Annotated in this window: 17 protein-coding genes; 10 read left to right on the forward strand and 7 right to left on the reverse strand. The window is 73.1% G+C overall.

Annotation, left to right across the window (positions count from 1 at the left end):
- Window positions 1-287 precede the first annotated feature (287 nt).
- The gene (locus tag ACFWJW_RS06830; protein ID WP_387235988.1) at window positions 288-1,625 is read left to right on the forward strand and encodes a DUF5685 family protein; all 1,338 of its coding nucleotides are present in this window, start codon (window positions 288-290) and stop codon (window positions 1,623-1,625) included.
- A 165-nt stretch (window positions 1,626-1,790) separates the two neighbouring features.
- Here ACFWJW_RS06830 and ACFWJW_RS06835 read toward each other — a convergent pair whose 3' ends face one another.
- Together ACFWJW_RS06835 and ACFWJW_RS06840 are read right to left on the reverse strand one after the other, a co-directional pair.
- Window positions 1,791-2,615, reverse strand: coding sequence for a hypothetical protein (locus ACFWJW_RS06835; protein ID WP_387235990.1), 825 nt, complete (start codon window positions 2,613-2,615; stop codon window positions 1,791-1,793).
- A complete protein-coding gene (locus ACFWJW_RS06840) occupies window positions 2,615-3,889 on the reverse strand; it encodes a VWA domain-containing protein (protein WP_387235992.1) in 1,275 nt (424 codons plus the stop codon). The genes ACFWJW_RS06835 and ACFWJW_RS06840 overlap by 1 nt, the downstream gene beginning before the upstream one ends.
- 451 nt (window positions 3,890-4,340) lie before the next feature.
- Between ACFWJW_RS06840 and ACFWJW_RS06845 the strand changes: the two genes are divergently transcribed.
- The gene (locus tag ACFWJW_RS06845; protein ID WP_387235993.1) at window positions 4,341-5,198 is read left to right on the forward strand and encodes a fumarylacetoacetate hydrolase family protein; all 858 of its coding nucleotides are present in this window, start codon (window positions 4,341-4,343) and stop codon (window positions 5,196-5,198) included.
- Window positions 5,199-5,213: 15 nt separating this feature from the next.
- Here ACFWJW_RS06845 and ACFWJW_RS06850 read toward each other — a convergent pair whose 3' ends face one another.
- The 3 genes from ACFWJW_RS06850 to ACFWJW_RS06860 all read right to left on the reverse strand — a co-directional run bounded on the left by ACFWJW_RS06850 (window position 5,214) and on the right by ACFWJW_RS06860 (window position 9,835).
- The gene (locus tag ACFWJW_RS06850) at window positions 5,214-6,059 is read right to left on the reverse strand and encodes an IclR family transcriptional regulator (protein ID WP_387235995.1); all 846 of its coding nucleotides are present in this window, start codon (window positions 6,057-6,059) and stop codon (window positions 5,214-5,216) included.
- A 293-nt stretch (window positions 6,060-6,352) separates the two neighbouring features.
- Window positions 6,353-7,534 (reverse strand): MalY/PatB family protein, encoded by a 1,182-nt coding sequence (locus tag ACFWJW_RS06855; RefSeq protein WP_387235997.1) that lies wholly within the window; start codon window positions 7,532-7,534, stop codon window positions 6,353-6,355.
- Between the two features lie 117 nt (window positions 7,535-7,651).
- Window positions 7,652-9,835 (reverse strand): SpoIIE family protein phosphatase, encoded by a 2,184-nt coding sequence (locus ACFWJW_RS06860; protein ID WP_387235999.1) that lies wholly within the window; start codon window positions 9,833-9,835, stop codon window positions 7,652-7,654.
- A 439-nt stretch (window positions 9,836-10,274) separates the two neighbouring features.
- Here ACFWJW_RS06860 and ACFWJW_RS06865 point away from each other — a divergent pair, with 439 nt between their 5' ends.
- Together ACFWJW_RS06865 and ACFWJW_RS06870 are read left to right on the forward strand one after the other, a co-directional pair.
- The gene (locus ACFWJW_RS06865) at window positions 10,275-11,102 is read left to right on the forward strand and encodes a GNAT family N-acetyltransferase (RefSeq protein ID WP_387236001.1); all 828 of its coding nucleotides are present in this window, start codon (window positions 10,275-10,277) and stop codon (window positions 11,100-11,102) included.
- Between the two features lie 89 nt (window positions 11,103-11,191).
- A complete protein-coding gene (locus tag ACFWJW_RS06870) occupies window positions 11,192-13,162 on the forward strand; it encodes an amino acid transporter (RefSeq protein ID WP_387236003.1) in 1,971 nt (656 codons plus the stop codon).
- Window positions 13,163-13,254: 92 nt separating this feature from the next.
- On the opposite strand, the gene ACFWJW_RS06875 is transcribed toward ACFWJW_RS06870, so the two are convergent.
- Both ACFWJW_RS06875 and ACFWJW_RS06880 read right to left on the reverse strand, forming a co-directional pair.
- Complete coding sequence (locus ACFWJW_RS06875) at window positions 13,255-14,052, reverse strand: (2Fe-2S)-binding protein (RefSeq protein WP_387236005.1); 798 nt, start codon at window positions 14,050-14,052, stop codon at window positions 13,255-13,257.
- Window positions 14,053-14,132: 80 nt separating this feature from the next.
- Window positions 14,133-14,996: a LysR family transcriptional regulator gene (locus ACFWJW_RS06880; RefSeq protein WP_387236007.1), complete on the reverse strand. Its 864-nt coding sequence runs from the start codon at window positions 14,994-14,996 to the stop codon at window positions 14,133-14,135.
- 70 nt (window positions 14,997-15,066) lie between these two features.
- Between ACFWJW_RS06880 and ACFWJW_RS06885 the strand changes: the two genes are divergently transcribed.
- The 6 genes from ACFWJW_RS06885 (at window position 15,067) to ACFWJW_RS06910 (ending at window position 24,061) form a co-directional block, all read left to right on the forward strand.
- Window positions 15,067-16,092 carry a DMT family transporter gene (locus ACFWJW_RS06885; RefSeq protein WP_387236009.1) on the forward strand — a complete coding sequence of 342 codons (1,026 nt, stop codon included), beginning with the start codon at window positions 15,067-15,069 and terminating at the stop codon, window positions 16,090-16,092.
- A 147-nt stretch (window positions 16,093-16,239) separates the two neighbouring features.
- Window positions 16,240-17,352: a CapA family protein gene (locus ACFWJW_RS06890; protein ID WP_387236010.1), complete on the forward strand. Its 1,113-nt coding sequence runs from the start codon at window positions 16,240-16,242 to the stop codon at window positions 17,350-17,352.
- A 149-nt stretch (window positions 17,353-17,501) separates the two neighbouring features.
- Window positions 17,502-20,102: a class III lanthionine synthetase LanKC gene (gene lanKC, locus ACFWJW_RS06895; RefSeq protein ID WP_387236012.1), complete on the forward strand. Its 2,601-nt coding sequence runs from the start codon at window positions 17,502-17,504 to the stop codon at window positions 20,100-20,102.
- Window positions 20,103-20,159: 57 nt separating this feature from the next.
- On the forward strand, window positions 20,160-20,288 hold the full coding sequence (locus tag ACFWJW_RS06900; RefSeq protein ID WP_042152795.1) for a SapB/AmfS family lanthipeptide: 129 nt from the start codon (window positions 20,160-20,162) through the stop codon (window positions 20,286-20,288).
- 126 nt (window positions 20,289-20,414) lie between these two features.
- Window positions 20,415-22,190: an ABC transporter ATP-binding protein gene (locus ACFWJW_RS06905; RefSeq protein WP_387236014.1), complete on the forward strand. Its 1,776-nt coding sequence runs from the start codon at window positions 20,415-20,417 to the stop codon at window positions 22,188-22,190.
- Complete coding sequence (locus ACFWJW_RS06910; RefSeq protein ID WP_387236016.1) at window positions 22,187-24,061, forward strand: ABC transporter ATP-binding protein; 1,875 nt, start codon at window positions 22,187-22,189, stop codon at window positions 24,059-24,061. The genes ACFWJW_RS06905 and ACFWJW_RS06910 overlap by 4 nt, the downstream gene beginning before the upstream one ends.
- Window positions 24,062-24,079: the final 18 nt, after the last annotated feature.

A 24,079-nucleotide genomic window follows, 5' to 3' on the forward strand; every position in this document is an offset into this window, starting at 1 on the left:
CCGGGGTCTCCCTCGGTTTATCCCCTCTCTCCCCGCGGCGCGGTTGGTTTGCCTGCCCTCGCCGCCCCGCCGGGCCCCCCCCCCACGCCCCCCCCGGCGGGGGGGCCCCCCCACCGCCCTCCCCACAGAGGCGGGCCCATCCGTCCCCATAACGGGGCGTCAGCCGCACCGGAACCCCGCATCAGGGGCAAGTGTCCAGGTCAGCGGCGCACTCGATACGCTTTTTCGGCCGCCGCCGGCCGCGCTCTGCCCGGCCGGCCCATGCCGACTTCTCACGGGGTTTCCATATGTTCGGAATCGTCAGACCTTGCACCCATCGCCTGTCCCAAGGGCTCAAAGCGGAGTGGATGGCCCATCTGTGCGGCCTCTGTCTCGCGCTGCGCGGCGATCACGGGCAGTTCGCCCGGGTCGTCACGAACTACGACGGGCTGATCGTCTCGGTGCTGACGGATGCTCAGTCGGCCCCTGCGGAGGCCCGCCGCCGTACCGCCGGACCCTGCCCGCTGCGCGGGATGCGGACCGCGTCGGTGGCGAAGGGCGAGGGTGCGCGGCTGGCGGCCTCGGTGTCCCTCGTGCTCGCCTCGGCGAAGATACGTGACCATGTCGCCGACCGGAACGGCATGTTGCGCCGCCGGCCGGTGGCCGCCGCCGCGCGCAAGGTCGCAGCGGGCTGGGACCGGGCCGGCGCGCGTACCGGTGCCACTCTCGGCTTCGACACCGCGGTGCTGGTCGACGCGGTCGACCGGCAGGTGGGCATCGAGGAACTGGCCGGTCCCGGCACGCCGTTGACGGTGATCACAGAACCGACCGAGACGGCGACGGCCGCGGCCTTCGCCCACACCGCCGTGTTGGCGGGCCGGCCGGGCAACGCCGCACCCCTGGCCGAGGCCGGCCGGTTCTTCGGCCGGCTGGCCCATCTCCTCGACGCCGTGGAGGACCGCACCGCGGACGCCGCCGAGGGCGCCTGGAACCCGCTCACCGCCACCGGCGCCACCACCGCGCAGGCCCGCCGGCTGTGCGACGACGCCCTCCACGGCATCCGCCTCGCCCTGCGCGAGGTGGAGTTCACCGACTCCGGCCTGGTGCATGTGCTGTTGGTGCATGAGCTGCGCCGGTCGGTGGACCGGGCCTTCGGCACCGCCGCCTGCTCCCACCAGGGACACGGCGCGCCGGGCCCGTACGGCGGCCAGGGTGGCAACCCGTACGCGAACGGACCCGGTCAGCCCGCCCCGTACGGTCCGCCCCCGCAGTACGGTCCGCCCCCGCAGTACGGCCAGGCGCCGGCCGGTGGCCCGTACGCCCAGGGCGGGCAGCATCTCAACGGGCCGCAGAACCCTTACCACGGTGGCCCCGGTGGTCCGGGTGGTGGCGACGGCGGCGGTTCGGGCGGTGGCGGAGGTGGGCTGCCGCAGTTCCCGCAGCAGCCGAAGAAGCCCCGTGGGTTCTTCGCCGGCTGCGCGGCCGCCATCGGGCTGTGCTGCACCTGTCAGCTCTGCTGTGCCGAGGAGTTCGAGGGCCCGTGGTCGCGCAAGAAGCGCGAGGGGTGCTGCCAGAACTGCGACTGCAACGGCTGCGGGTGCGAATGCCTCGGCTGCTGTGAATGCCTCAGCTGCTGCAACTGCTGAGCATTGACGGCGCCGCACTCACCACGGCGGCTGAGCGCTGACGGCTCCGCACTCACTACGGCGGCGGGGCGCTGACGGCACGTCACCGGCCGTGGCCGGCTCCCCGCATCCGGAGGAATCCGGTGCGGGGCGGCCACGGCGCGGTGCCCTGGCCGCCCCGGTCGGTCAGGCGCCCGGCGGCAGGTGGGACGGGCGGCCGGAGCCCCGGGTGAAGCGGTAGCCGGCGATACCGGCGAGGGCCGCGAGCACCCCGCCCACCGCGGTCCAGATCCAGCGGTCGGACCACCAGCCCGAGGACCAGCCGCCGTCCGGCTCACCGAGGGCCGCGGAGGCACCGGGGGCGCCGCTCTCCCCGGCCTGCGGTGTCGAGGTGGCGGCGCCGGGCACCAAGGGCGCGGCAAGGCTGCCGTCCACCGCGTGGGCACCGCCCATATCGGCCGTGGTGGCGTCGATCTCGGCGCGTACCGGCAGCCCGAGGTCGTCCTTCGGCAGGTCGACGACCGTCAGCCGGACGTAATAGCTGCCCGGCAGCGGGTCGTTCGCCCACGGCTCCGCCCAGGCGCGGACCGTGCGCAGGGTGCAGGACAGTTCGACGGAGCCGGCGTCCGGTGCCGCCTTCCTGGTCTGCGCGCCGTACATACACGCCTGGCGGCGGCGCAGCCCGTCGTAGACATCGAGCTGCCAGGTGGCGGCGCCGTGCCGGGCGGCCTGCGGGAGCGTCACCTTGGCCTGCACGGTGGCGCGCTGTCCCGCGTCCACGGGCAGTACCCAGTAGAGGTAGTCGCCGGTGGAGGCGCTGGCCGTGGCCCGCTGATCGGGCTTGATGGCGGTCGCGGTACGGAAGGAGGTGCCGGCCTCGGTCGGAGCTGCCTCCGCATCGGCACCGGCGCTGGTGCTGGGGGAGGGGCTGTCGGCGACGGCGGATCCCGCCAGGCCGAGGAGCCCCGCGCCCGCCAGCACGGCCGTCATCAGGGTGCGTAGAGCGCGCATCAGTTGGTCCTCCAGACGGTGACACGCCAACGGGAGATCCAGCCCCACAGCAGACCGGCCACCAGGCCGGTGAGCACCAGGGCGATCAGGTACCACCAGCCGTGGCCGAGGCCGAAGAAGGCCGCGTCGGAGGCGTCGTCGGGGCCGTCCACCAGGTCGACGGTCAGCTCGACCGGCAGGCCCGGGTCGGTCTTGACCGAGGCGGGCGCCGAGAAGGAGTTGCTGACCTGGAGGCAGACGGTCTCCGTCGCCGGCTTCTCCGCATCGTCCGAGGACGCGAGCGGCGGCTTGGGGTAGCGCAGCCCGGAAGAGATCACATCCGTACGGCCGTCACCGGCCTCCGCACCGCGGACGATCTCCCGGCCGTGCACGGTCGAGGCGCGCAGCAGCACCCCGTAGTCGTTGTTGACCGCACGGTCGGCGGCGACGCTCACCGAAGCCCGCAGTTCCTGGCCGGGCCGGACCGCCACCCGGTACCAGCGGTGCTCGGCGAACTTCTCCCGGTCGGTGTAGAGACCGGCCTTGAGCTCCGGGGCGCCGGCACACTCCTGGGCACCCTCGGCCGGCTTCGGAGTGACGACGGGACGGGCGGCGCGGTCGACCAACTGGTGGACGCGGTCCCGGAGTTCCTTGGTGTGCTGGACCGAGGTGTAGGTACCGCCGGTCGCCTCCGCGATACAGCTCAGCTGGTTGCGGGTCTTGGCGTCCGGCAGCAGGCCGAGGGTGTCGACGGTGAGGTGGATGCCCTTGGCCGCGATGTCCCGTGCCACCTGGCAGGGGTCGAGCGGGGCGCAGGTGTCCTCGCCGTCCGTGATGAGGACGATCCGGCGGGACCCGTCGCCGCCCTTGAGGTCGTCGGCCGCACCCAGCAGGGCGGGTCCGATGGGCGTCCATCCGGTGGGTGCGAGGGTGGCCACGGCGGTCTTCGCCTCGGTCCGGTCGAGCGGTCCGACCGGGTAGAGCTGCCGGGTGTCCTTGCAGCCGACCTTCCGGTCCTCGCCACGGTAGTTGGCGCCGAGGGTACGTATGCCGAGCTGGACCTCGTCCGGCACGGCGTCCAGCACCTCGTTGAACGCCTGCTTCGCGGCGGCCATCCGGCTCTGCCCGTCGATGTCCCGGGCCCGCATCGAGCCGCTGACATCGAGCGTCAACTCGACCTTGGGGGAAGACTTCGCCGCCGGTTCAGCGGCGACGGCAGGTGTGGGGAGCAGCCCGGCGGCTATCGCGACGAGCAGGCCGCACACCCCGGCCGCCAGCCGTTTTCTTGTGATCATTGCCGGATCGTATGGAGAAACGCCGCGCACTCCAAAACGGCCTCAGGGGCGGTGCGCGGAACGGCCGGTGGCGGCCCCGGCCACCGACGGTTCCGAAGGGTCCCGGACTTTCGCCCGCCGTGCGCCGCGGCGTCGTCCGGCCGTCGCGCCTTCCCCGCGATTCCAGGAGATCCGGGTCGTTGCGGCCGACGGGTGGTCTCCCGTACGGTCAACGCATTGCGTCTCACTGGATGGTTCCGTGTCCCAATTAATGGGACACGCCCTGTTGTTGAGGAGTAAATCATGTCACGGACCGCCCAGGGACGGGGCCGAGATGCGGATCCCCGCTTAGCCGAACGCACGGTGCCCGGCGTCATAGGCGCGTACGGGGCGTTGCCCCACCCCGACGCTTCCTCCGCATCTGCCGAGCGCCCCGCCGCACCCGCGACGGGCGCCGTATCTGGAGAGCCCCATGTATCTGGCCACCCTCACCCATCAGGGGCGCGACCGGCTCGCCGGCCGGCTGGCCCCGCAGGACCCCTGGCGGCTGGCACCGCCCTATATCTCCCTGGCGGAGGTCATCGCCGGCGGCACCCTGCCGTGGTCGTGGGGCCAACTGCCCACCGGGGCCGACCTCGTGCCGGCCCTGCCGTACCGGCCGGGAGCGCTGTACGGAGTCGGGCTGAACTACCGGGACGCCCTCGCGGAGCGGGGCAGGGAACGCCCCGCCGAGCCCTGCCTCTTCCCCAAGCTCTCCTCCAGCGTCATCGGCAGCGGCGAGGCGGTCGTCATCGACCCGGAACTCACCCAACGCGTCGACTGGGAAACGGAGTTGGCGGTCATCATCGGCACCGAGGCCCGGCAGGTGTCCGAGACGGACGCGCTGCGGTACGTCTTCGGCTACACCGTCGCCAACGACATCTCCGCCCGCGACCTACAGGAACGCGACGGCCAGTGGCTGCGGGGCAAGGGCCTGGACACCTTCTGCCCCTTCGGGCCGGTGCTGGTCACCGCCGACGAGATACCGGACCCACAGCGGCTGCGGATCCGTACCCGGGTCAACGGGGAGACGGTGCAGGACGGTTCGACGGCCGACATGCTCTTCGGCGTTCCGGCGCTGATCGCCTACCTCAGCCGGTTCTTCACCCTGCGGCCCGGTGACGTGGTGCTCACCGGAACCCCGGCGGGCAGCGGCGACTACATGCGGCCGCCGCGTGCCCTGCGGCCGGGCGATCTGCTGGAGTCGGAGGTGGAGGGAATCGGGCGGCTGACCAACCCGGTGCGCAGCACCGTGCCCGATGGTGCCGGGGAGTGCGTCGCCGTGCCCTAGGGAGCGGCGTTCGGATCATTGGCGGGACGTTGCGGGCGCGCCTGAGGACCCGGGCGGCAAGTAGCCCAGCGCCGAGGAGAGTTCCCGGCACACCTGTGCCACCACCGGGCCGTAGGTCGGCACCAGCGGCGCCATACGTTCGGCCACACCGGCCACGCTGATACAGGCGACCGGCATCCCGGTGTGGTCGTAGACGGCGGCGCCGCAGCAGCAGCTCGACTCGTCGAAGTCCCGCAGGTCTTGGGACCAGCCACGCTCCCGGGTGCGCTCGACCTCGGCATGCACCTCCGAGACGGTGGCCGCGGACACCGGCGACATCGGGTCGCGGACCAGCTCGATCAGGGTGTCCGCCAGCTTCTGCTGCGGCAGCGCGGCCAGATAGGCGCGGCCCAGCGAGCTGGAGTGCAGGGGACGGGAGGCGCCCAGCTCCGCGGTCACCACGGCTGGCCGGGTGCCGCGCTCGCGGTGGACGAACACCATGGTCAGGCCGTTGGGGACGCCGAGGCTGACGGTTTCCTGGGTGAGCTCGGCGAGCTTGCGCAGCGCGGGCGCCGCGGTATCGCGCAGATTGGTCGAGGTCACCGCCGCGGACGCCAGCCGGACCGCCGTCGGCCCCAACTGCCATTGCCCCGCGGCCGGGGTGTGGGTCAGCCAGCCCTGCTCCTCCAGGCGGTCGACGAGACGGTACGCCGTGCTCCGGGTCAGCCCCAGCGCCTGTGCGATCTCCGGAGTCGAGACACCGCGGTTCCCCGCCACATGCGTCAGGATCGCCAGCCCCCGGTCCAGCGCGCCCGCGGCCCGCTCGCCCGGACTCCCGCCCCTGGAGTTCCGGCCGGTGCCCGGCGCCACTGACTCGCTCATCGTCGTCCTCGGCCCTTCCGGTAACGCGCTTCGGATCCGACTGGTCGGGTGACACTACCGACCCGATTCCGGCGCTGTCACGGGGACTTGCACGTGCCGTGCGGCGGGACGTACACGTGCCGTGCAGCCGTTTCCGCGCCCCTGATCCCGCAATGAACGAGATCATGTCCTAGTGAATGGGAATCCCGCAAGGTGTGCCAACGGGGGCGTGGGGCCCGGGGCCGCCGGAGCAGAGCGCTCACCGACCGCCGGGGCGGGGCCGAGCCGACCGCGCGGCGACCCCCGCTCCGTCGTCAGTCCACCGCCGCGGCCATCCGCCGTACCGCCTCGGTGAGCAGACCGGGTGAGGTCGCCAGATTGAGCCGGACGTGGCCGGCGCCGCCGGTGCCGAAACTCGGACCGGGACTGAGGGCCACCCGGCCACGGGCGAGAAACGCCGCCGCGGGGTCGTCACCGAGCCCCAGCGGCCGGCAGTCGAGCCAGGCGAGATAGGTCCCGGCCGCGGGGCGGTAGCGGACCTGCGGGAGCCGGTCGGCCAGCAGGTCAGCGAGCAGCCGGCGGTTGTCGTCGATCCCGGCGCGCACCGCGTCGAGCCAGGCGCGGCCGTCCCGCAGGGCGGCGGTGTGGGCGATGATGCCGACGTGGCTGGGGCCGTGGCTGACCTCCTCCGGGAGGCGGGCCAGATCGTCGGCCGCGGCGGGCCCGGCGACGGCGACCGCGGCCTTGAGACCGGCCAGATTCCACGCCTTCGAGGCCGACATCAGCGCCAGTCCGTTCTCCGCCCCGGGCACGCTCAGATAGGGCACGAAGGCCGCGTCGTGTGCCACCACGGGCGCATGGATCTCGTCGGCGACGACCCGGATGCCGTACCGGTCCGCCAGCGCCGCGATGGCGGTCAGCTCCTCGGCGCTGTGCACGGTGCCGGTGGGATTGTGCGGGCTGCACAGCAGGTACGCGGCCTGCCCGCCGCCCGCCGTGGCATGCCGGAACGCCTCCTCCAGCGCGGCGAAGTCGATCCGCAGATCCGCGCCCAGCGGTGCCTCCACCACGCGCCGGTCCATATGCGTCACGAACTGGTAGAACGGCGGGTAGACAGGGCAGTTGACGACCACCGGGGCGCCCGGCCCGGTGACCAGCTTGAGCATCTCGACGATGCCCAGCATCACGTCCGGCACGATCGCCGTGCGCTCCACGGTGAGCCCCTCCCAGCCCCACCGTGTGCGGGCGAAGTCGGCGAACGCCCCGGCGTACGCGTTCCCCGCCGGATAGCCGGTGTCGCCGAGCGCGACCGCGTCCGTGATCGCCCGGGCGACCGGCGCGGCCAGCGGTACGTCCATCTCCGCCACCCACAGCGGCAGCACATCCTCCGGGTAGGTGCGCCACTTCATGCTCGTACGCCGGCGCAGTGCGTCGAGCGGGAGACGGTGCAGCGGGTTGGGGTCGTCGTCGGGGGTGTCACGCGGCGCGCTGTCCATGAGGCCAAAATAGGCAGGTTCCCCGGAGAAGGGCAGGGGCGTGGCGGCATCGGGCGATCCGGTGTGCGCCGGACGGCGTTGCGTGGTCATCGGCCGGTGCCGGGTGTGCCGTAGCGGTCAGGTGGCGGTGAGGACCAGAGCGGCTTGGTCGTCGGGGGTGGACGGGCCCGCGAAGGCGGTCACCGCGGCATTGACGGCCTCGATGAGACCGGCGGCACCGGCGGACGCGGTGCGCCGCGGGTGGAGGGCCGCGGCCAGACGGTGCTCGTCGAAGAACTCGCCGGCGGCGGAGCGGGCCTCGGTGATGCCGTCGGTGACCAGGACCAGGCTGTCGCCCGGGAAGAGGCCGACCCGGCACGCGCAACCGTCGAAGGCGGGGGCCACACCCAGCAGCAGCCCCGACTGGGTGACCTGTTCGACCGAGCCGTCGGCGCGCAGGACGAGCGGGGGGACATGGCCGGCGCGGATCAGGTCCAGCGTGAGGTGCGAGGCGGTGTGCCGCAGTTCGCCGTAGACGAGCGAGACGAAGAAGTCCTCGTCGACGGGGCCTTCGGTCAGTGCGTCGTTGATGGCGGCGACCACGGCCGCCGGGTCGTGCAGCAGCCGCGCGGCGGCGCGGGCGGTGTGGCGGACCATGCCGGTGGTGGTGGCTGCCAGGGCGCCCCGCCCGCACACATCGCCGATCATGAGCGCCCAGCGGTTGTCGGGGAGCGGGAAGACGTCGTAGAAGTCGCCACCGACGTCGAGCCCTTCGCCGGCGGGGTGGTAGGACGCCGCCAGATCGGCGCCGGGAATCCTGGGGAGCTCGGGAGGCAGCAGACCGGCCTGTAGGTCGCGGGCCAGCCGGACGCGGTCGGTGAACTGGTGGGCGTTGTCGGCGCTGGACGCGGCCCGGCGGGCCAGCTCCTCGGCAAGGGCGACGGCATGGCCGTCCAGGGGCGGGCCGGTGGCCAGGAGCGTCAGTACCCCGAAGGTGCGGCCGCGGGCGCCCAGCGGTACGGAGACGTATCCGGTGACGCCCGGCAGCGCGGGGCGGCCGCCGGGTGCGCCATCGGCGTGGTCCGTCTCCGTCGTGCCGGACGCCAGGACCCGGCACACCGCCCGGTCGACCTCCTCGTGCATGCCGGAGGCGGCGAGCAGCTCCTCGTCGGCCGGGGTGGCGGCGGCCACGGCGATCCGCCGGGTCCGGCCGTCCTCCAGCACATGGACCGTGCACAGTGGCGCCAGGGCGGGCACGGTCAGCCGGGCCAGGCGTTGCAGACAGTCGTCATAGTGCAGTTCACGGGTAATGGCCGTGCTGGCCTCCAACACGAAGGCCAGGTCGTCCCGGACCGCCGTCTCCCGCTCCTGGGCGGCACGCCCCGCCTCCAGGGCCCGGTGGCGCTCGATGGCCAGCGCGGCAATACGGGCGAACGCGCCGCTGAGGGCCACGTCCTTGTCCGCGGGGGCCTTGGGGGTGCGGTGATAGATCGCGAAGGTGCCCAGCAGCCGGTCGTCCGTCCCCATGATCGGGGTGGACCAGCACGCCGCGACGTCGGCCCGCGCGGCCAGCTCGCGGTAGTCCTTCCACCGGCTGTCGGTGGCGATATCGGAGACGATCACCGGCTCGCGGAGATACGCGGCCGTCCCGCAGGAGCCGACGTCCGGACCGATGGCGACGCCGTCGATGGCTTCGTTGTAGAAGGCGGGCAGGCTCGGGCCGGTGCCGTGCAGCAGATGCGTGCCGTCCGGATCGGTGAGCAGCACCGAGACGATCAGTTCCGGGGACAGCTCCTCGATCGCCCGCGCCATACGGGTGAGGATCTCGCCCAGTGGGGCATCGTTCGCGATCTGCTCCAGCAGGAGGCGCTGCTCGGCCGCGAGGAGCTGGGCGTGGTGGAAGGCGGTGGTCTCCACCGCGATGACGACCACTCCGTCGATCCGGCCGAGCGCGTCCCTGCGGGGCTCGTAGGTGAAGTCGAAGAAGCCCTCCCGCTCCGCCCCTGGCGGACCGAGCACCAGCCGCCCCGCGCGGGCCCGGTACGCGGTGCCGGTGCGGTACACCGCGTCGAGCCGGTCCAGGACGCCCTGCCGGCCCAGCTCGGGGATCAGCTCGCCGATCGGCACATCGATACGTCCGCGGTCGCCTCCGAATGCCTCGAAGAAGGCCGGATTCGCCGCCTCCAGCAGATGAGCCGGGCCGCTCAGCGCAGCAAAGATCAACGGAGCCTGATCGAAGAGGTCCTCGTACTCCTCGCTCCGGCGAGGCGGTGACCCGGGACGCGCGGCGACCGCGTCGAGGCGATCCGACTGAAGGGACATGACAGGCACTCTCCCTGCACGCACCAGTACCCGGTCCGTACCGATACACGGTCCGTCCTCCTCCACTTTGGCACACCACTCGACGGAGTCCAGGCCGCCGCCGGGAACGGTCGCGGAGCGAATCTCCCTGGTCACACGGTGCGCAGGGGGTCGGCGACAGGGAGACAGGGAAACAGGGGTAAACGGGGACGGGCCGGCGGCCGGGGGACGGAGACGAGGGGAAGCGGTGACACGGCCCGGCGGGGAATCGGCGACGCGGCGGCACGAGGAGCGCCGCCGAAGCGGCGAAGCGGCGACACGACCAGCGCCGAAGCGGATCGCGCCCGACTTCGGACTTTCCTCCCGTATCGTCCTGGCGGTCGATGTGCCTCAGGCGCCGAGCGGGTGGCCCCGGTTCCGCACGGGCCGGGCCGTCCCGCGATCACCTCAAGGGACCGCAGTGATCGAACTCGCCCCGGACCAACTCCCGCCGCTCGCCCGCTGGTTCGCCGCCGGGGCGCCGGGGGCGGCGGCGCTGGCCGAACACGTACCGGCCGCCGGAACCGGGCGCTGGTGGGCCGACCGCGCCCACGCGCCCCGCACACTGGCCGTCGCCTGTGCCGGACATGCGCTGCTCCGCGGCGACCCGAGCGCCCTGGCACCGGATGCCCTCGCCGTCTTCGACGCGCACTACGTGCAGGCTCCCAGCTGCTTCCTGCCGGCCCTGGGCAGCGCCTTCGACCGGATCGTGCCGTGGGAGCGGATGCTGTACGTGCACCAGGTGCCCGTGGCGGCGCCGCGCCCGCCGCGCGGGGTGACGGTGCGCCGGCTGGTGCCGGCGGACGCCCCGGCGCTGGCCGCCCTGGCACCGGACACGGCATGGCTCCACGCCAGCTGGGGCGGCCCGGCCGGTCTCGCCGCCTGCGGACTCGGCTGGGCGGCCTTCGGGACGGACGAGGTCCTCGCCGTCGCCTGTACGTACTTCCACGGCACCGCGTACGAGGACATCGCCTGCTACACCGTGCCCGCACACCGCCGTCGGCGCCTCGCCCTGGCCTGTGTGACCGCCCTGTGCCAGGACATCGCGGGCCGCGGCCACACCCCCAGCTGGACCTGTTCCCGCGACAACCGCCCCAGCCGGCTCCTCGCCTGGACCGCCGGCTTCCGTCTGGCGCACGAGTATGTCCACTACCTCACCGGACGACCGGCGCGGCGCGAGGGCGGTGGCCCGTCCGGCCCCCTGGCCGCCGCCGCTGCCCTCGGAGACACGAAGGCGCCACAACGCTGAACACCGTGGTCGCGGGGCCCGGACTCCGTACGCTGACCTGGCCGTCTCGTCGACGGCGGGATGCTTTCGCGGTACGACAGGAGCACACGATGGCCGCCTCCGCCCCTGCCGGTGCTTCCTCCGGGGCCACGGCGCGGCAGCGCCTGCACGCCTGGATGCTTGAGGGCCTGTCCGATATGGCCAAGCATCAGAAGGGGGCGCACGCCGGGCCGGTGAGTTCCCACCCGGGGCAGCGCTGGTGGCGGGTGATGTGCCTGACCGGTGTGGACTACTTCTCCACCCTCGGCTATCAGCCGGGCATCGCGGCCCTGGCGGCGGGGCTGCTGTCACCGGTCGCCACCATCGTGCTGGTCCTCGTGACGCTCGCCGGGGCGCTGCCGGTCTACCGGCGGGTGGCGAAGGAGAGCCCGCACGGCCAGGGCTCGATCGCCATGCTGGAGCGGCTGTTGTCCTTCTGGCAGGGCAAGCTGTTCGTGCTGACCCTGCTGGGCTTCGCCGCCACCGACTTCCTCATCACCATCACCCTCTCGGCGGCCGACGCGGCGACCCACCTGGTGGAGAACCCGCACCTCACCAGCGTCCTGCACAACGGCCAGATGGCCATCACCCTGATCCTGGTCGCGCTGCTGGGCGCGGTGTTCCTCAAGGGCTTCCTGGAGGCGATCGGGGTGGCCGTCGTCCTCGTCGGCCTCTACCTGGGGCTCAATGTGGCCGTGGTCGTCGCCGGACTGTGGCATGTGGCGACCGCGCCGCAGGTCGTCACCGACTGGTCGCAGGCCCTGACCACCGAGCACGGCAGCCCCCTGGCGATGGTCGGCGTGGCCCTGCTGGTCTTCCCGAAGCTGGCGCTGGGCCTGTCCGGCTTCGAAACCGGCGTGGCGGTCATGCCGCACATCGAAGGCGACCCCGGTGACACCGAGGAGCGTCCCACCGGACGGATCCGCGGCGCGAAGAAGCTGCTCACCACCTCTGCCGTGATCATGAGCGTCTTCCTCATCGTCACCAGCTTCATCACCACCGTGCTCATCCCTGAGCAGGCGTTCCGGCCCGGCGGATCGGCCAACGGCCGCGCCCTGGCCTATCTGGCCCACGAGTACCTGGGCTCGGCCTTCGGCACGGTCTACGACATCTCCACCATCGCCATCCTCTGGTTCGCCGGCGCCTCGGCCATGGCCGGACTGCTGAACCTGATGCCGCAGTACCTGCCGCGCTACGGCATGGCGCCCCACTGGGCCCGCGCGGTGCGCCCGATGGTGCTGGTCTTCACCCTGATCGCCTTCCTGGTCACCTGGATCTTCAACGCCGACGTGGACGCCCAGGGCGGCGCCTACGCCACCGGCGTCCTGGTCCTGATCAGCTCCGCCGCGATCGCCGTGACCATCGCCGCACGGCGGGCCCGCGAGCGCGGCTGGACGATCGGCTTCGCCACGATCTCCCTGGTGTTCCTCTACACCACCGTCGCGAACATCATCGAGCGCCCCGACGGCGTCAAAATCGGTGCCTGCTTCATCGCCGGCATCATCCTGGTGTCGTTCCTCTCCCGCCTCGCCCGCGCCTTCGAACTGCGCGTGACCAGCGTCGTGCTCGACACCATGGCCGAGCGGTTCATCCGCGACATCGCCCATCGCAAGATCCGCTTCATCGCCAACGAACCCGACCAGCGGGATCTGGCCGAGTACCGCGACAAGCTCGACCAGATCCGCACCGACAACGACCTCCCGGTCGACGAGGACTTCATCTTCGTCGAGGTCACCGTCGGCGACCCCTCGGAGTTCGAGAGCGAACTACGGGTGCGCGGGGAGGTCCTGCACGGCCGCTACCGGGTGCTCTGCCTGGAGAGTTCCACCGTCTCCAACGCGCTGGCCGCCCTGCTGCTGCACGCCCGCGACATGACCGGTCAGCGGCCGCACATCTACTTCGAGTGGACCGAAGGCAGTCCCTTCGCCCAGTTCCTCCGGTTCTTCCTCTTCGGCCAGGGCGAAGTCGCCCCCGTCACCCGCGAAGTCCTCCGCGAGGCCGAACCCGACCGCAGCCGCCGCCCCCGCGTCCACGTGGGCTGAGCGGACTGCCACACCGGAGTGGGGGCAAATTGCCGGGCGAGCAATACCTGAGGCGTAGGCGGAAAAGACCGTAGCGATTCCCGCCCGCGTGCTCATCCAGGCGCCGACGGACGTCCGCGCAGCAGTACGCAATCGCCGCACAAGGCGCCCGCGCCGCCCGGTGCGGCGCGGTAGAGGAGGCAGCAACTTCGGCGGGTGAAGCGGGCGTGGTGCGGGCCCAGGGTGTGGGTGTTCCGTAGTCGCGGATGCTGGAGGAAGGCCAGGGCCGCCGCGCGGGCGGGGGATGCCAGGGAGGGGGCCGCCGCGGTGATGCCCGTGGCGGCGCCGTTCACGGCGGAGGCCACGTTGCCCCACAGGATGTGCCGGGAGACCGAGAAGGGGGCGAAGGCGGCCACCAGGTCGTGGACCGGTCCGGTCAGCAGGTCTCCGGCGAGGGTGCGGACCGGGCGGGTGTCACTGCCGGCGCCGCACCCGTGCCGTACGCCCTCGGCCGCGAGCGGGGTCACCGTCTCCCGGGGCAGCGAGAGCCGGAACGCGCCGCCGAGGGCGGACCCCCACCGCAGGTCGCCCAGGGTGAGCGGTCGCGAGGGCAGGCCGTACAGGGCGGCCAGGCCGAGGGCCGGTGAAATGACTCGTGCCACCAGGCCCAGATGGGCCACCGAGGCGGCCACCCGTTGCTCGACGGCTTCGGGTGGTCTGCCGCTGTTGGCGGCCAGAGAGGCCCGCACGGAGGCGACCCGCTCCCGCAGGACCTCGTTCCCCTCCTCCGTCACCTCGCTCAACCTCCGCCAGGGGGGAGCGAGTTCGGAGCCCTCGGCATGGGTCTCGAAGGCGCAGAAGGGGCCGAGTGCCGCCAGGCGTGGCTCCGGTGCGGCGGTGGGATCCGTCATGGGCGCGGTCCGATTCGTCGAGAGGGGACGGGTGTGAGCAGCCGGAGGGGGAGGAACGGGGGGGAGGAACGGGGGGCCGTTCACGTGCGCTGCCGGTAGAGGTCGGTCAGTAGCGCGACGGCGGCATGCGTGGCCGGATGGGGGTCATGGCGTCGCCAGATGAGATGGACCGCGACGGGTGCGGCGTCCCGGAGCCGCCGGAAGACGATGCCGTCGCGCCGGTACTGATTGGCGGTGCTTTCCGGCGTGATGCCGACACTGCGGCCGGTGGTGATCGCCGTGAGCCAGTCGTCGATGTCCTGGATGTACTCGACGACCGGACGCGCATCGGGGGGCCACAGATCGGCCGTGGTGGTGCCGGTGCGCCGGTCGAGGAGGAGGGTGCGGCCGCGGATGTCGGCCAGTGGGATGGCGCGGCGGGTGGCCCAGGGGTCGTCGGCGGCCATCGCGCAGTAGCGGCGTTCCTGGCCGACGACGGCGCTGGCGAAGCGCGCGTCGTCGAAGGCCGTACGGACGACGGCGAGGTCGCACAGCCCTTCCTCCAGGCCACCTGTCGCGGAGTTGGTGCGGACCAGATGCAGCTCGATATCGGGATGGCGGGCCGCCCAGCGGCGCTGGTACTCGGCGGTGTGCCGGCCCATGGCCGACCAGGCGTGGCCGATGCGCAGCCGGGTGTGGCCGGTGGTGGCTTCGCGGACGAGGTTGTCGGCCTCGGCCAGCACCTTCCGGGCACGGGCCAGCACCTGGACGCCCGCGGTGGTGGGAATGACGCTCCGGCTGGTGCGGTGCAACAGCCGTACGCCGAGGAAGTCTTCGAGCGAACCGAGCGTCCGGGACACCGCCGCCTGCGAGATCCCGAGATCGATGGCGGCGTCGGTGAAGCCACCGGCGTCGACGATCGCCACCAGGCAGCGCAGATGTCGCAGTTCCATCCTCGGATCCATAACCAGAGCGTATTGATGCGTACGAGGATGCATTTTAGGTATGGACGCCGGCGGGCGGAGGCTGCCGGGTATGACACGAAGCACGCAGGGCCTGCCGCATCCGGAAGCCGTCCATGGGGGACCGGGGGCGCGCTCGAGCAGACCGGCGGGCGTGGCGCTGATGTGCGCCAGCGGACTCGCCAATCAGACCGGCGCCGCGACGGGAGCGCTGGCCTTTCCGGCGATCGGACCGGCCGGGGTGGTGGCCGTGCGGCAGTGGGTGGCCGGGCTCGTCCTCCTGGCGGTGGGCCGGCCCAGGCTGCGCTCGTTCACCTGGCGGCAGTGGTGGCCGGTGCTGTGCCTGGCCATGGTGTTCGCCACCATGAACCTGACCCTCTATACGGCCATCGACCGCATCGGCCTGGGCCTGGCGGTGACCCTGGAATTCCTCGGCCCGCTGGCCGTGGCCCTGGCCGCCTCCCGCCGGCTGGTGGACCTGCTGTGTGCCCTCGTCGCCGGGGCGGCGGTCGTCGTCCTGACCCGCCCCGAGCCGACCACCGACTACACGGGCATCGCCTTCGGGCTGGTCGCCGCGGTGTGCTGGGCGTCCTACATCCTGCTCAACCGCCTCGTCGGCGCCCGGCTGCCCGGCGCCGAGGGGTCGGCCGCGGCCGCCGGTGTCTCCGCCCTGCTCTATCTGCCCATCGGGATCACCGTGCTCGCCCACCACCCGCCGAGCCTGCGCGCCCTGGGATACGCGGCCGTCGCGGGCGTCCTCTCCTCGGCCGTACCGCTCCTCGCCGACCTGCTGGCCCTGCGCCGGGTTCCCGCGCGGTTCTTCGGGGTCTTCATGAGCGTCAACCCCGTCCTTGCGGCACTGGTGGGCCTGGTCGTCCTGGGCCAGACCCTGCGCGGCATCGAGTGGCTGGCCGTCTGCGCGATCGTGGTGGCCAACGCCGTCAGCATCCTGACCGCCGGTCGTCGGCCGGTGCCGCCGCCCGTGGCCCGTGGCGGCACAGCGCTCCCCGTGCCGGCGACGCCCCGGGCCCCCGCGGCGGACTCCACCACGCCGCACGGTCCGCAGGCCGGGGCGCCGGCGCGGTGTGACGCCGGCTGAGCCGCGTCGCCGGTACGTCGGGAATCGGCGCAGCTCAGGGGGAGGGGCGAAGCCGGGCCGGGGGCCGTCCCCGCTCCGGGAAGCCGTGCGGCGCGGCGCCCCCCCGCCCGCCGCGAAACCTCGGCCGGCCGGTTCTAACCTGGGGTAATGGGCGGTGACTTGCTCACACTGTTCCTCTGCGGCGACGTCATGCTCGGCCGTGGGGTCGACCAGATCCTGCCGCACCCCGGAGACCCGGCGCTGCGGGAGGGGTACCTCCGGGACGCCCGCGCCTATGTCGAGCTGGCGGCGGCGAAGAACGGTCCCGTTCCGTGTCCGGCCGGCTTCGCCTGGCCATGGGGGGACGCGCTGGAGGTGCTCGACGACGCGGCGCCCGCCGCCCGGGTGCTCAACCTGGAAACCAGCGTCACTCGGTACGCCGAATTTGCACCCGAAAAGGAAATCCACTACCGGATGAACCCGGCGAACCTGCCCTGTCTGGCCGCCGCCCGCCCCGACGTCTGCGTACTGGCCAACAACCACGTCCTGGACTTCGGCCGCCAGGGACTGGCGGACACCCTCGGGGCGCTCGCGGGCGCCGGCCTGCGGACGGCGGGGGCGGGAGCGGACCCCGACGCCGCGCGCCGCCCGGCGATCGTCCCCGCCGCGGACGGCCACCGGATCCTGGTCTTCTCCTTCGGGATGCCGTCCAGCGGGATCCCGCGGGAATGGGCGGCGGCCGGCGGCCGCTCCGGGGTCGACTACGTGGCCCGGCCCTCCCCGGCCGCCGCGGGCGAGATCATCGGGCGGGTACGGCAGGTGAAGCGGCCGGGGGACATCGCGGTCGCCTCCGTCCACTGGGGCCCCAACTGGGGCTACCACGTGCTGCGTAGCGAGGCCGCCTTCGCCCATGGCCTCCTGGAGGGCGGAGTGGACCTCGTCCACGGTCACTCCTCACACCACCCCCGCGCCCTGGAGGCATATCGCGGAAAGCTCGTGATCCACGGGTGCGGCGACTTCATCGATGACTACGAGGGCATCACCGGCTACGAGCGGTACCGGGACGACCTGCGGCTGCTCTTCCTCGTCACGCTGGCCCCGGACACCGGCAGGCTCCACGACGTGCGGATCTTCCCCCTCCAGGCCCGGCGCATGCGGCTGCGGCATGCCTCCGGCCGGGACTCCCGGTGGCTGCAAGGGCTCCTCGACCGGATCAGCTCCGGCTTCCGGCCCTGTGCCTACGACGAGCCGGAGGGCACGCTCACCCTCCGTCCGGCCTAGGGGACGGGCAGCGGCCCCGGCCGCCCCTCCAGCTCTCAGCAAATTCGCAGCAAACGTGCATTTCTCACGGGTTCTTCGTGACAGTCATGACTGTTTCCCGGTCCCCGCGCCATGACAGCGTCATTCCTGTCACCAGCCGAGGGAGTGCGATGAACAAGGGTTACGCCGTCTTTTGCGACGCCGACCGACAGTTCTACGACGCTCCCCACCGGCTGCCCGCGAGCAGCACCGGCCGCGGTGCCCCGTACGCGACGCTGAGCCGGGAGCTGCCGGAAGGCTGGCAGCGCCACCGCTCCGGCGACTGGCTGGCGTTCCGCCCGCTGGACCGCGAACTCCCCAGCCAGGGCTGGAAGATCCATGTCTCGGCCTGCCTGGACAACGCCGAACGCGTGCTGGCCGAGGTCTGGGACTACTGCGTCCCCCGCTCGATCGCCTTCAAGTGCATGCCGACCCGGTACCTGCTGCACACCCGCAACGCCAAATACGCCGACCGCGGCGCCAGCGGAAAGTTCCTCACGGTCTACCCCGCCGACGAGGAGCAGTGCGGCCGCATCGCCGAGGAGCTCAACGAGCTGCTCGCCGGCGAACCGGGACCGTACATCCTCAGCGATCTGCGCTGGGGCGCCGGTCCGGTGTATGTGCGCTACGGCAGCTTCACCGAGCGGCACTGCTACGACGACAAGGGCGAACTCCGTCCCGCGATCGAGGACGGCCAGGGGCGGCTGGTCCCCGACCGCCGCGAGCCGGCGTTCCGTGTCCCCGAGTGGGTCACCCTCCCGGAGTTCCTCCAGCCGCATCTGGCCGCCCGCTCCGCCACCACCGTCACCGACCTGCCGTACAAGATCGAGCAGGCGCTGCACTTCTCCAACGGCGGTGGCGTGTACGTCGGCCGGGACCTGCGGACCGATCAGCGGGTGGTGCTGAAGGAGGCCCGGCCGTACGCCGGGCTGGCCGCTGATGAAGCGGACGCCGTGACCCGGCTGGAGCGGGAGTGGGACGCGCTGAAGAGACTCTCCGGACTCGGCTGCGCCCCCGAGGTGCACGACTGGTTCACCCTCGGCGAGCACACCTTCCTGGTGCTGGAGTTCATCGAAGGCCGGCCGCTGAACAGCTTCTTCGCGCACCGTCACCCGCTGATCGAGGCCGATCCGAGCCCCGAGCGGCTCGCGGAGTACACCGAGTGGGCCATGCGCGTCCACGGCCTGGTGGCCGACGCCGTCAAGGCGGTCCACTCCCGTGGCGTGGTCTTCAACGATCTGCACCTCTTCAACATCATGATGTCCGAGGACGAATCCTCCGTGGTGCTCCTGGACTTCGAGGCCGCATCCGTCGACGACGAGTCCAGCCGCCAGGTGATCGCCAACCCGGGCTTCGTCGCCCCCGCGGACCGCCGGGGCTTCGATGTCGACCGCTACGCCCTGGCCTGTCTGCGACTTGCGCTGTTCCTCCCGCTCACCAGCCTCTTCGCGGTGGACCGCAACAAGGCGGCCCATCTCGCGGAGATCGCCGCCGCCCAGTTCCCGGTGCCCCGCGACTATCTCGACGAAGCGGTGACGGAGATCCTGCGGGGGTACCGGCCCGCACACGCCCCCGTGCGCACGGGCCGGACCGGGGGAGCGGGGTACCTCCCGGTGGCCCTCGATGACTGGCCGCACAGCCGCGATTCCATGGTCCGGGCCGTGCTCGCCTCGGCGACCCCCGACCGGGAGGACCGCTACTTCCCCGGCGACATCGCCCAGTTCTCCACCACGGGCGGGGGCACCTGCTTCGCCTACGGAGCGGCCGGGGTGCTGTACGCCCTGGCGGAGACCGGCGCGGACCGCTGCCCGGAGGCGGAGGAGTGGCTGCTGCGGAGGACGAAGACCCCCGCGTCCGGCAGCCCGCTCGGCTTCTATGACGGGCTCTCCGGCGTCGCGTGGGTCCTGGACCGGCTCGGACACCGGGACCAGGCCCTGGACCTCATCGACACCGTCACCACGCAGCGCCGGCAGGACATCGCCCCCGATCTGCACAGTGGCCTGGCGGGCCTTGGCCTGGCCCTCGACTCCCTGGCCGGCACCACCGGCGAAACCGCCCTCGGCGAGCGGGCCTTGCACTGCGCCCAGCTCGTGGCCGACAAGCTCCGGACCGCGGCACCTCCCGCCGAGGGCGGTGCGACGCCCCGCGCCGGGCTGCTGCATGGAGACAGCGGAGCGGCCCTGCTCTTCCTGCGTCTGTACGAGCGCACCGACGACCACGCGCTGCTCGATCTGGCCGCCGACGCCCTGCGCCGGGACCTGTCCCGCTGCGTCCGCGGCGCCGGGGGCGCCCTCCAGGTCAACGAGGGCTGGCGGACCATGCCGTACCTCGGCGCCGGCAGCGTCGGCATCGGCATGGTGCTCGACGACTTCCTCGCCCATCGCCCGGACGAGGAGTTCGCACGGGCGCGGAGCGAGATCGTGCAGGCCGCCCAGGCCAAGTTCTACGCCCAGCCCGGCCTGTTCCGCGGCGCGGCGGGCATGGTGCTGCACCTCGCCCGCACCACGGCCGGCGGCCCCGGCACCCACGCCGCCGACCTCCGCCGCCAGATCGACTCCCTGGCCTGGGGCGCCGTGCCCTACCAAGGCCAGCTGGCCTTCGCCGGGGAGCAGATGATGCGGCTCTCCATGGACCTGAGCACCGGCACCGCCGGATGTCTGCTCGCACTGGGCAGCGCGCTGCACGACACCCCCGTGCACCTGCCCTTCCTCCCGCCGCCCAGGCGGCCCTGAAGCCGGCCCCGTCCGGGGCCGATCGAGAAACACCGTCCCCATCAGAGAGGATTCACCATGTCCCTTCTTGACCTTCAGACGCTGGAGACCCCCAAGGCCGAGGCCACGGAGGAGCTGCACACCGGCAGCCGCGCGAGCCTGCTGCTCTGCGGTGACAGCAGCCTGAGCGTCACCACCTGTAACTGACTTCCCGCCGCTACGGGACCTTGGTCCCCGTAGCGCGTAAGTCACGGCGAGCCCCGGGTGGCCACACCGCCCGGGGCCTGCCGCTGCCGCCCGTATCCGTCCCTTGGAGGCGAGGTCCGCACCCGTATGCCCCGCACCCCCGGGCCCTCCTCGCCCCCGCCCCCGCCGGCCACCCGGCGCGGGCCGGACCCCGGCGCCCGCTCCGTCCTGAGCGGAGCCTTCCGGCACAGTCCCGTACGCACCCTCGCCGTCTGCCTCTTCAGCGTGGCGTCCGCGGGTGCCGCCCTCGCGCTGCCCGCCGTACTCGGCCACACCCTCGACCTCGTGCTCGGCGCCCGTCCGGGACTCCACGGGGCCCTCGTGCTCTGCGCCGTGCTGCTGAGCGCGGAAGTGCTGCTGGACGCGCTGGTCGCGCTGACCGGCGGCGTCACCACCGCCCGCAGTACCGCCTGGCTCCGCCGGCGCGGTATCGACCAGCTGCTCTCCCTCGCCCCGCACCGGGTCGCCGACCGCTTCACCCCCGGCGACCTGGTGACCCGCCTCACCGGGAACGCCGCGGACGCCGGGACCGCACCCACCGCCGCGGCCACCGGCCTCGCCGCCGTCATCACCCCGGTCGGCGCCCTGATCGCCCTGGCGCTCACCGACATCTGGCTGGCCGCCGTGTTCCTCGCCGGGCTGCCGCTGCTGACCCGGCTGCTGCGCCGCTTCGCCCGCGGATCCTCCGACAGCGTCCGGCGCTATCAACGCGTCCAGGCGGACCTCGCGACCCGGCTCGTCGAGGCGCTCGGCGGCGCCCGGACCATCGCCGCGGCGGGAACGGCGGGGCGCGAACGGGCCCGGGTCCTCGCACCGCTTCCCGAACTGGGCGCGCAGGGACGGCAGATGTGGCAGATCTACGGCCGCGCCGTGGTCAGCAGCAGCATCCTGGTGCCGCTGCTGACCACCGCCGTCCTCGCCGTCGGCGGAATCCGGCTGGCGTACGGCAGCCTCTCCGTCGGCGAGCTGCTGGCGGCCTCCCGGTACGCCGCCCTCACCGCCGGCCTGGGCGGAGTCGTCGGGCAGCTCAACGCCCTGGTGCGCAGCCGTGCCGCGGCCCACCGCACCGGCGAACTCCTCACCCTGCCCACGCCCGCGCAGGGCTCCCGGCCGCTGCCCGCCGACGGCCCCGGCCGGCTCGAACTGCGCGCGGTCACCGTCCTCCGCGGCGGCACCCCCGCGCTGCGCGAGGTCGACCTGGTGCTGCCCGGCGGCACGACCATGGCGGTCGTCGGGCACTCGGGGGCGGGCAAGTCGCTGCTCGCCGCCGTCGCGGGCCGGCTCACCGATCCCGACAGCGGACAGGTGCTGCTGGACGGGGTACCCCTCGACGAGGCCGACCCCGCGCAACTACGCCGCGAGATCGGCTACGCCTTCGAACGCCCCGCCCTGTTCGGCGCCACCGTAGGGGCCGCCATCGGCTTCGGCCCCTACGAACCCCCGGACCGGGCCATCGAGGCCGCCTCCCGCGCGGCCGGTGCGGACTCCTTCGTCCGTCTCCTCCCCGGGGGGTACGCCGCGCCGCTCACCGGCGCCCCGCTGTCCGGCGGGGAGGTCCAACGCCTGGGCCTGGCCAGGGCGTTCGCGCACGCGGGCCGGCTGCTCGTCCTCGACGACGCGACCTCCAGCCTGGACAGCGTCACCGAACTCCACGTCCGCCGCGCCCTGGTCCATGACGTACGCACCGGCAGCAGACTGCTGATCGCCCATCGCGTCTCCTCCGCCGCCCGCGCCGATCTGGTCGCGTGGCTGGAGAACGGCCGGCTCCGCGCCGTCGCCCCGCACGACCGGCTCTGGGCGGACGCCGACTACCGCGCGGTGTTCGCCCACACCGACGACGAGGACACCCGGACCGCCTCATGACGACCGCGACCGCACGACTGCTGCCCCGGGCGAGGCGCTTTCTCCGCCGCCGGATCCGCGTACTGCTGCTGCTGGCCGGCTGGTCACTGCTGGAGTCCGCGCACACCTTCCTCGGCGGCTACGGCCTGGCACAGGCCCTGGACCAGGGCTTTCTGGCCGGCCACACCGGCGTCGGGCTGGTCTGGCTGGGCGTCACCGCAGTGGCCGTCATCGTCGGCGGGCTGGCCGGCCGAGGGGTCTTCCGCGGACTGGCCGACCTCGTCGAGCCGCTGCGCGACGGCCTGGTCCGTCAGGTGGTGTCGCGGTCGCTGTCGCACGCCGTGGCGCAGCCGGCCCGGGCGGCGGACAGCGCCGTGGTCTCCCGGCTGACCAACCAGACCGAGATCGCCCGGGACAGCTTCGCCGGACTGGTCCTGGTCGCCCGCTCCTTCGTGTTCACCGCGGCCGGAGCGGTGCTCGGACTCCTCTCCCTGGCACCCCAGTTGCTGCTGATCGTGGTGCCTCCGCTCGCGGCCGGGCTGCTGCTCTTCCTGGCCACCCTCCGGCCGATGGCGGCCCGCCAGCGCGCCTTCCTCCAGGCGGACGAGGACCTGGCCACGCAGTTCGGCGCCGTCGCCGAGGGGCTGCGGGACGTGGTGGCCTGCGGTGCGCAGCAGCGGACCGCGGAGCGGGCGTACGGCGTGATCGAGGACGAGGCCCGCGCGGCACGGCAGCTGGCGCGCTGGGCCGCCGTCCGCTGTCTCGCGCTCGGCCTGGCCGGCCAACTGCCCGTCCTGCTGCTGCTGGTCACCGCGCCCTGGCTGCTGCGGCAAGGGCTCACCCCCGGCGCCGTGCTGGGCGCGCTGGCTTATCTGACCCAGTCCCTGCTGCCCGCCCTGCACACCCTGATGAACGCGCTGGGCTCGGCCGGCACCCGGCTGCTCGTGGTCCTCGACCGGCTCACCACCGACCCCGGCCCCGCTCCCGATCCCCCCGCCGCACCCGCCGCCACCGAGCGGGAGCCCGCCCCCCGTGTCCCCGCCGCCACCGAGGGGGAGCCCGCGCCCCGCGTCCCCGTCCCGCCCGACGGCCCCCGCGTCGCACTGCGTGCGGTCACCTTCGCCTACGGGCCCGCCGCCCAGCCCGTGCTGCACGACCTCGACCTGACCGTCGAACCGGGCGAGCACCTCGTCGTGGTGGGGCCGAGCGGCATCGGAAAGTCCACCCTGACCGCTCTGGTCGCCGGCCTGCTCGCACCCGGCCACGGCGAGATACGCGTGGCCGGCCGGCCGGTCCGCGGCGGCCCCTCCGGAACCGATCCGTCCCTGTCGCGGGTGCTCATCCCGCAACAGGCATACGTCTTCTCCGGAACGCTGCGCGAGAACCTGCTCTATCTGTGCCCGGACGGTGCCTCCACGGCCGCCCTGGAGGCGGCGTCGGACGCCGTGGGCCTGGACGCGCTGGTGCGCCGGCTGGGCGGATTCGACGCCCCGCTCGACCCGGGTGCGCTGTCCCAGGGCGAGCGCCAGCTGATCGCACTGGGCCGGGCGTATCTGTCCCCCGCCCCCCTCGTCCTCCTCGACGAGGCGACCTGCCACCTCGACCCGGCGGCGGAAATGCGGGCCGAGCGCGCCTTCGCGGACCGGCCCGGAACGCTGATCGTCGTGGCCCACCGGATCACCTCGGCCCGCCGGGCCGACCGCATCCTGGTACTCGACGGCAACCGGGCCACCTGCGGCACCCATGACGAGCTGCTCCAACGCTCGCCCCTCTACCGGGATCTGGCGGGAAGCTGGCAGCCGGAGGCACCGGAGGCACCGGAGGCACCGGAGGCACCGGAGGCACCGGAGCGCGCGGAGAACCTCGCCGCGAAGTCCCGCTCTCTCAGCTGAGCACGGGACTGCACGGAC

The sequence above is a fragment of the Streptomyces sp. NPDC127097 genome, assembly GCF_042724075.1.
Classification (GTDB): domain Bacteria; phylum Actinomycetota; class Actinomycetes; order Streptomycetales; family Streptomycetaceae; genus Streptomyces.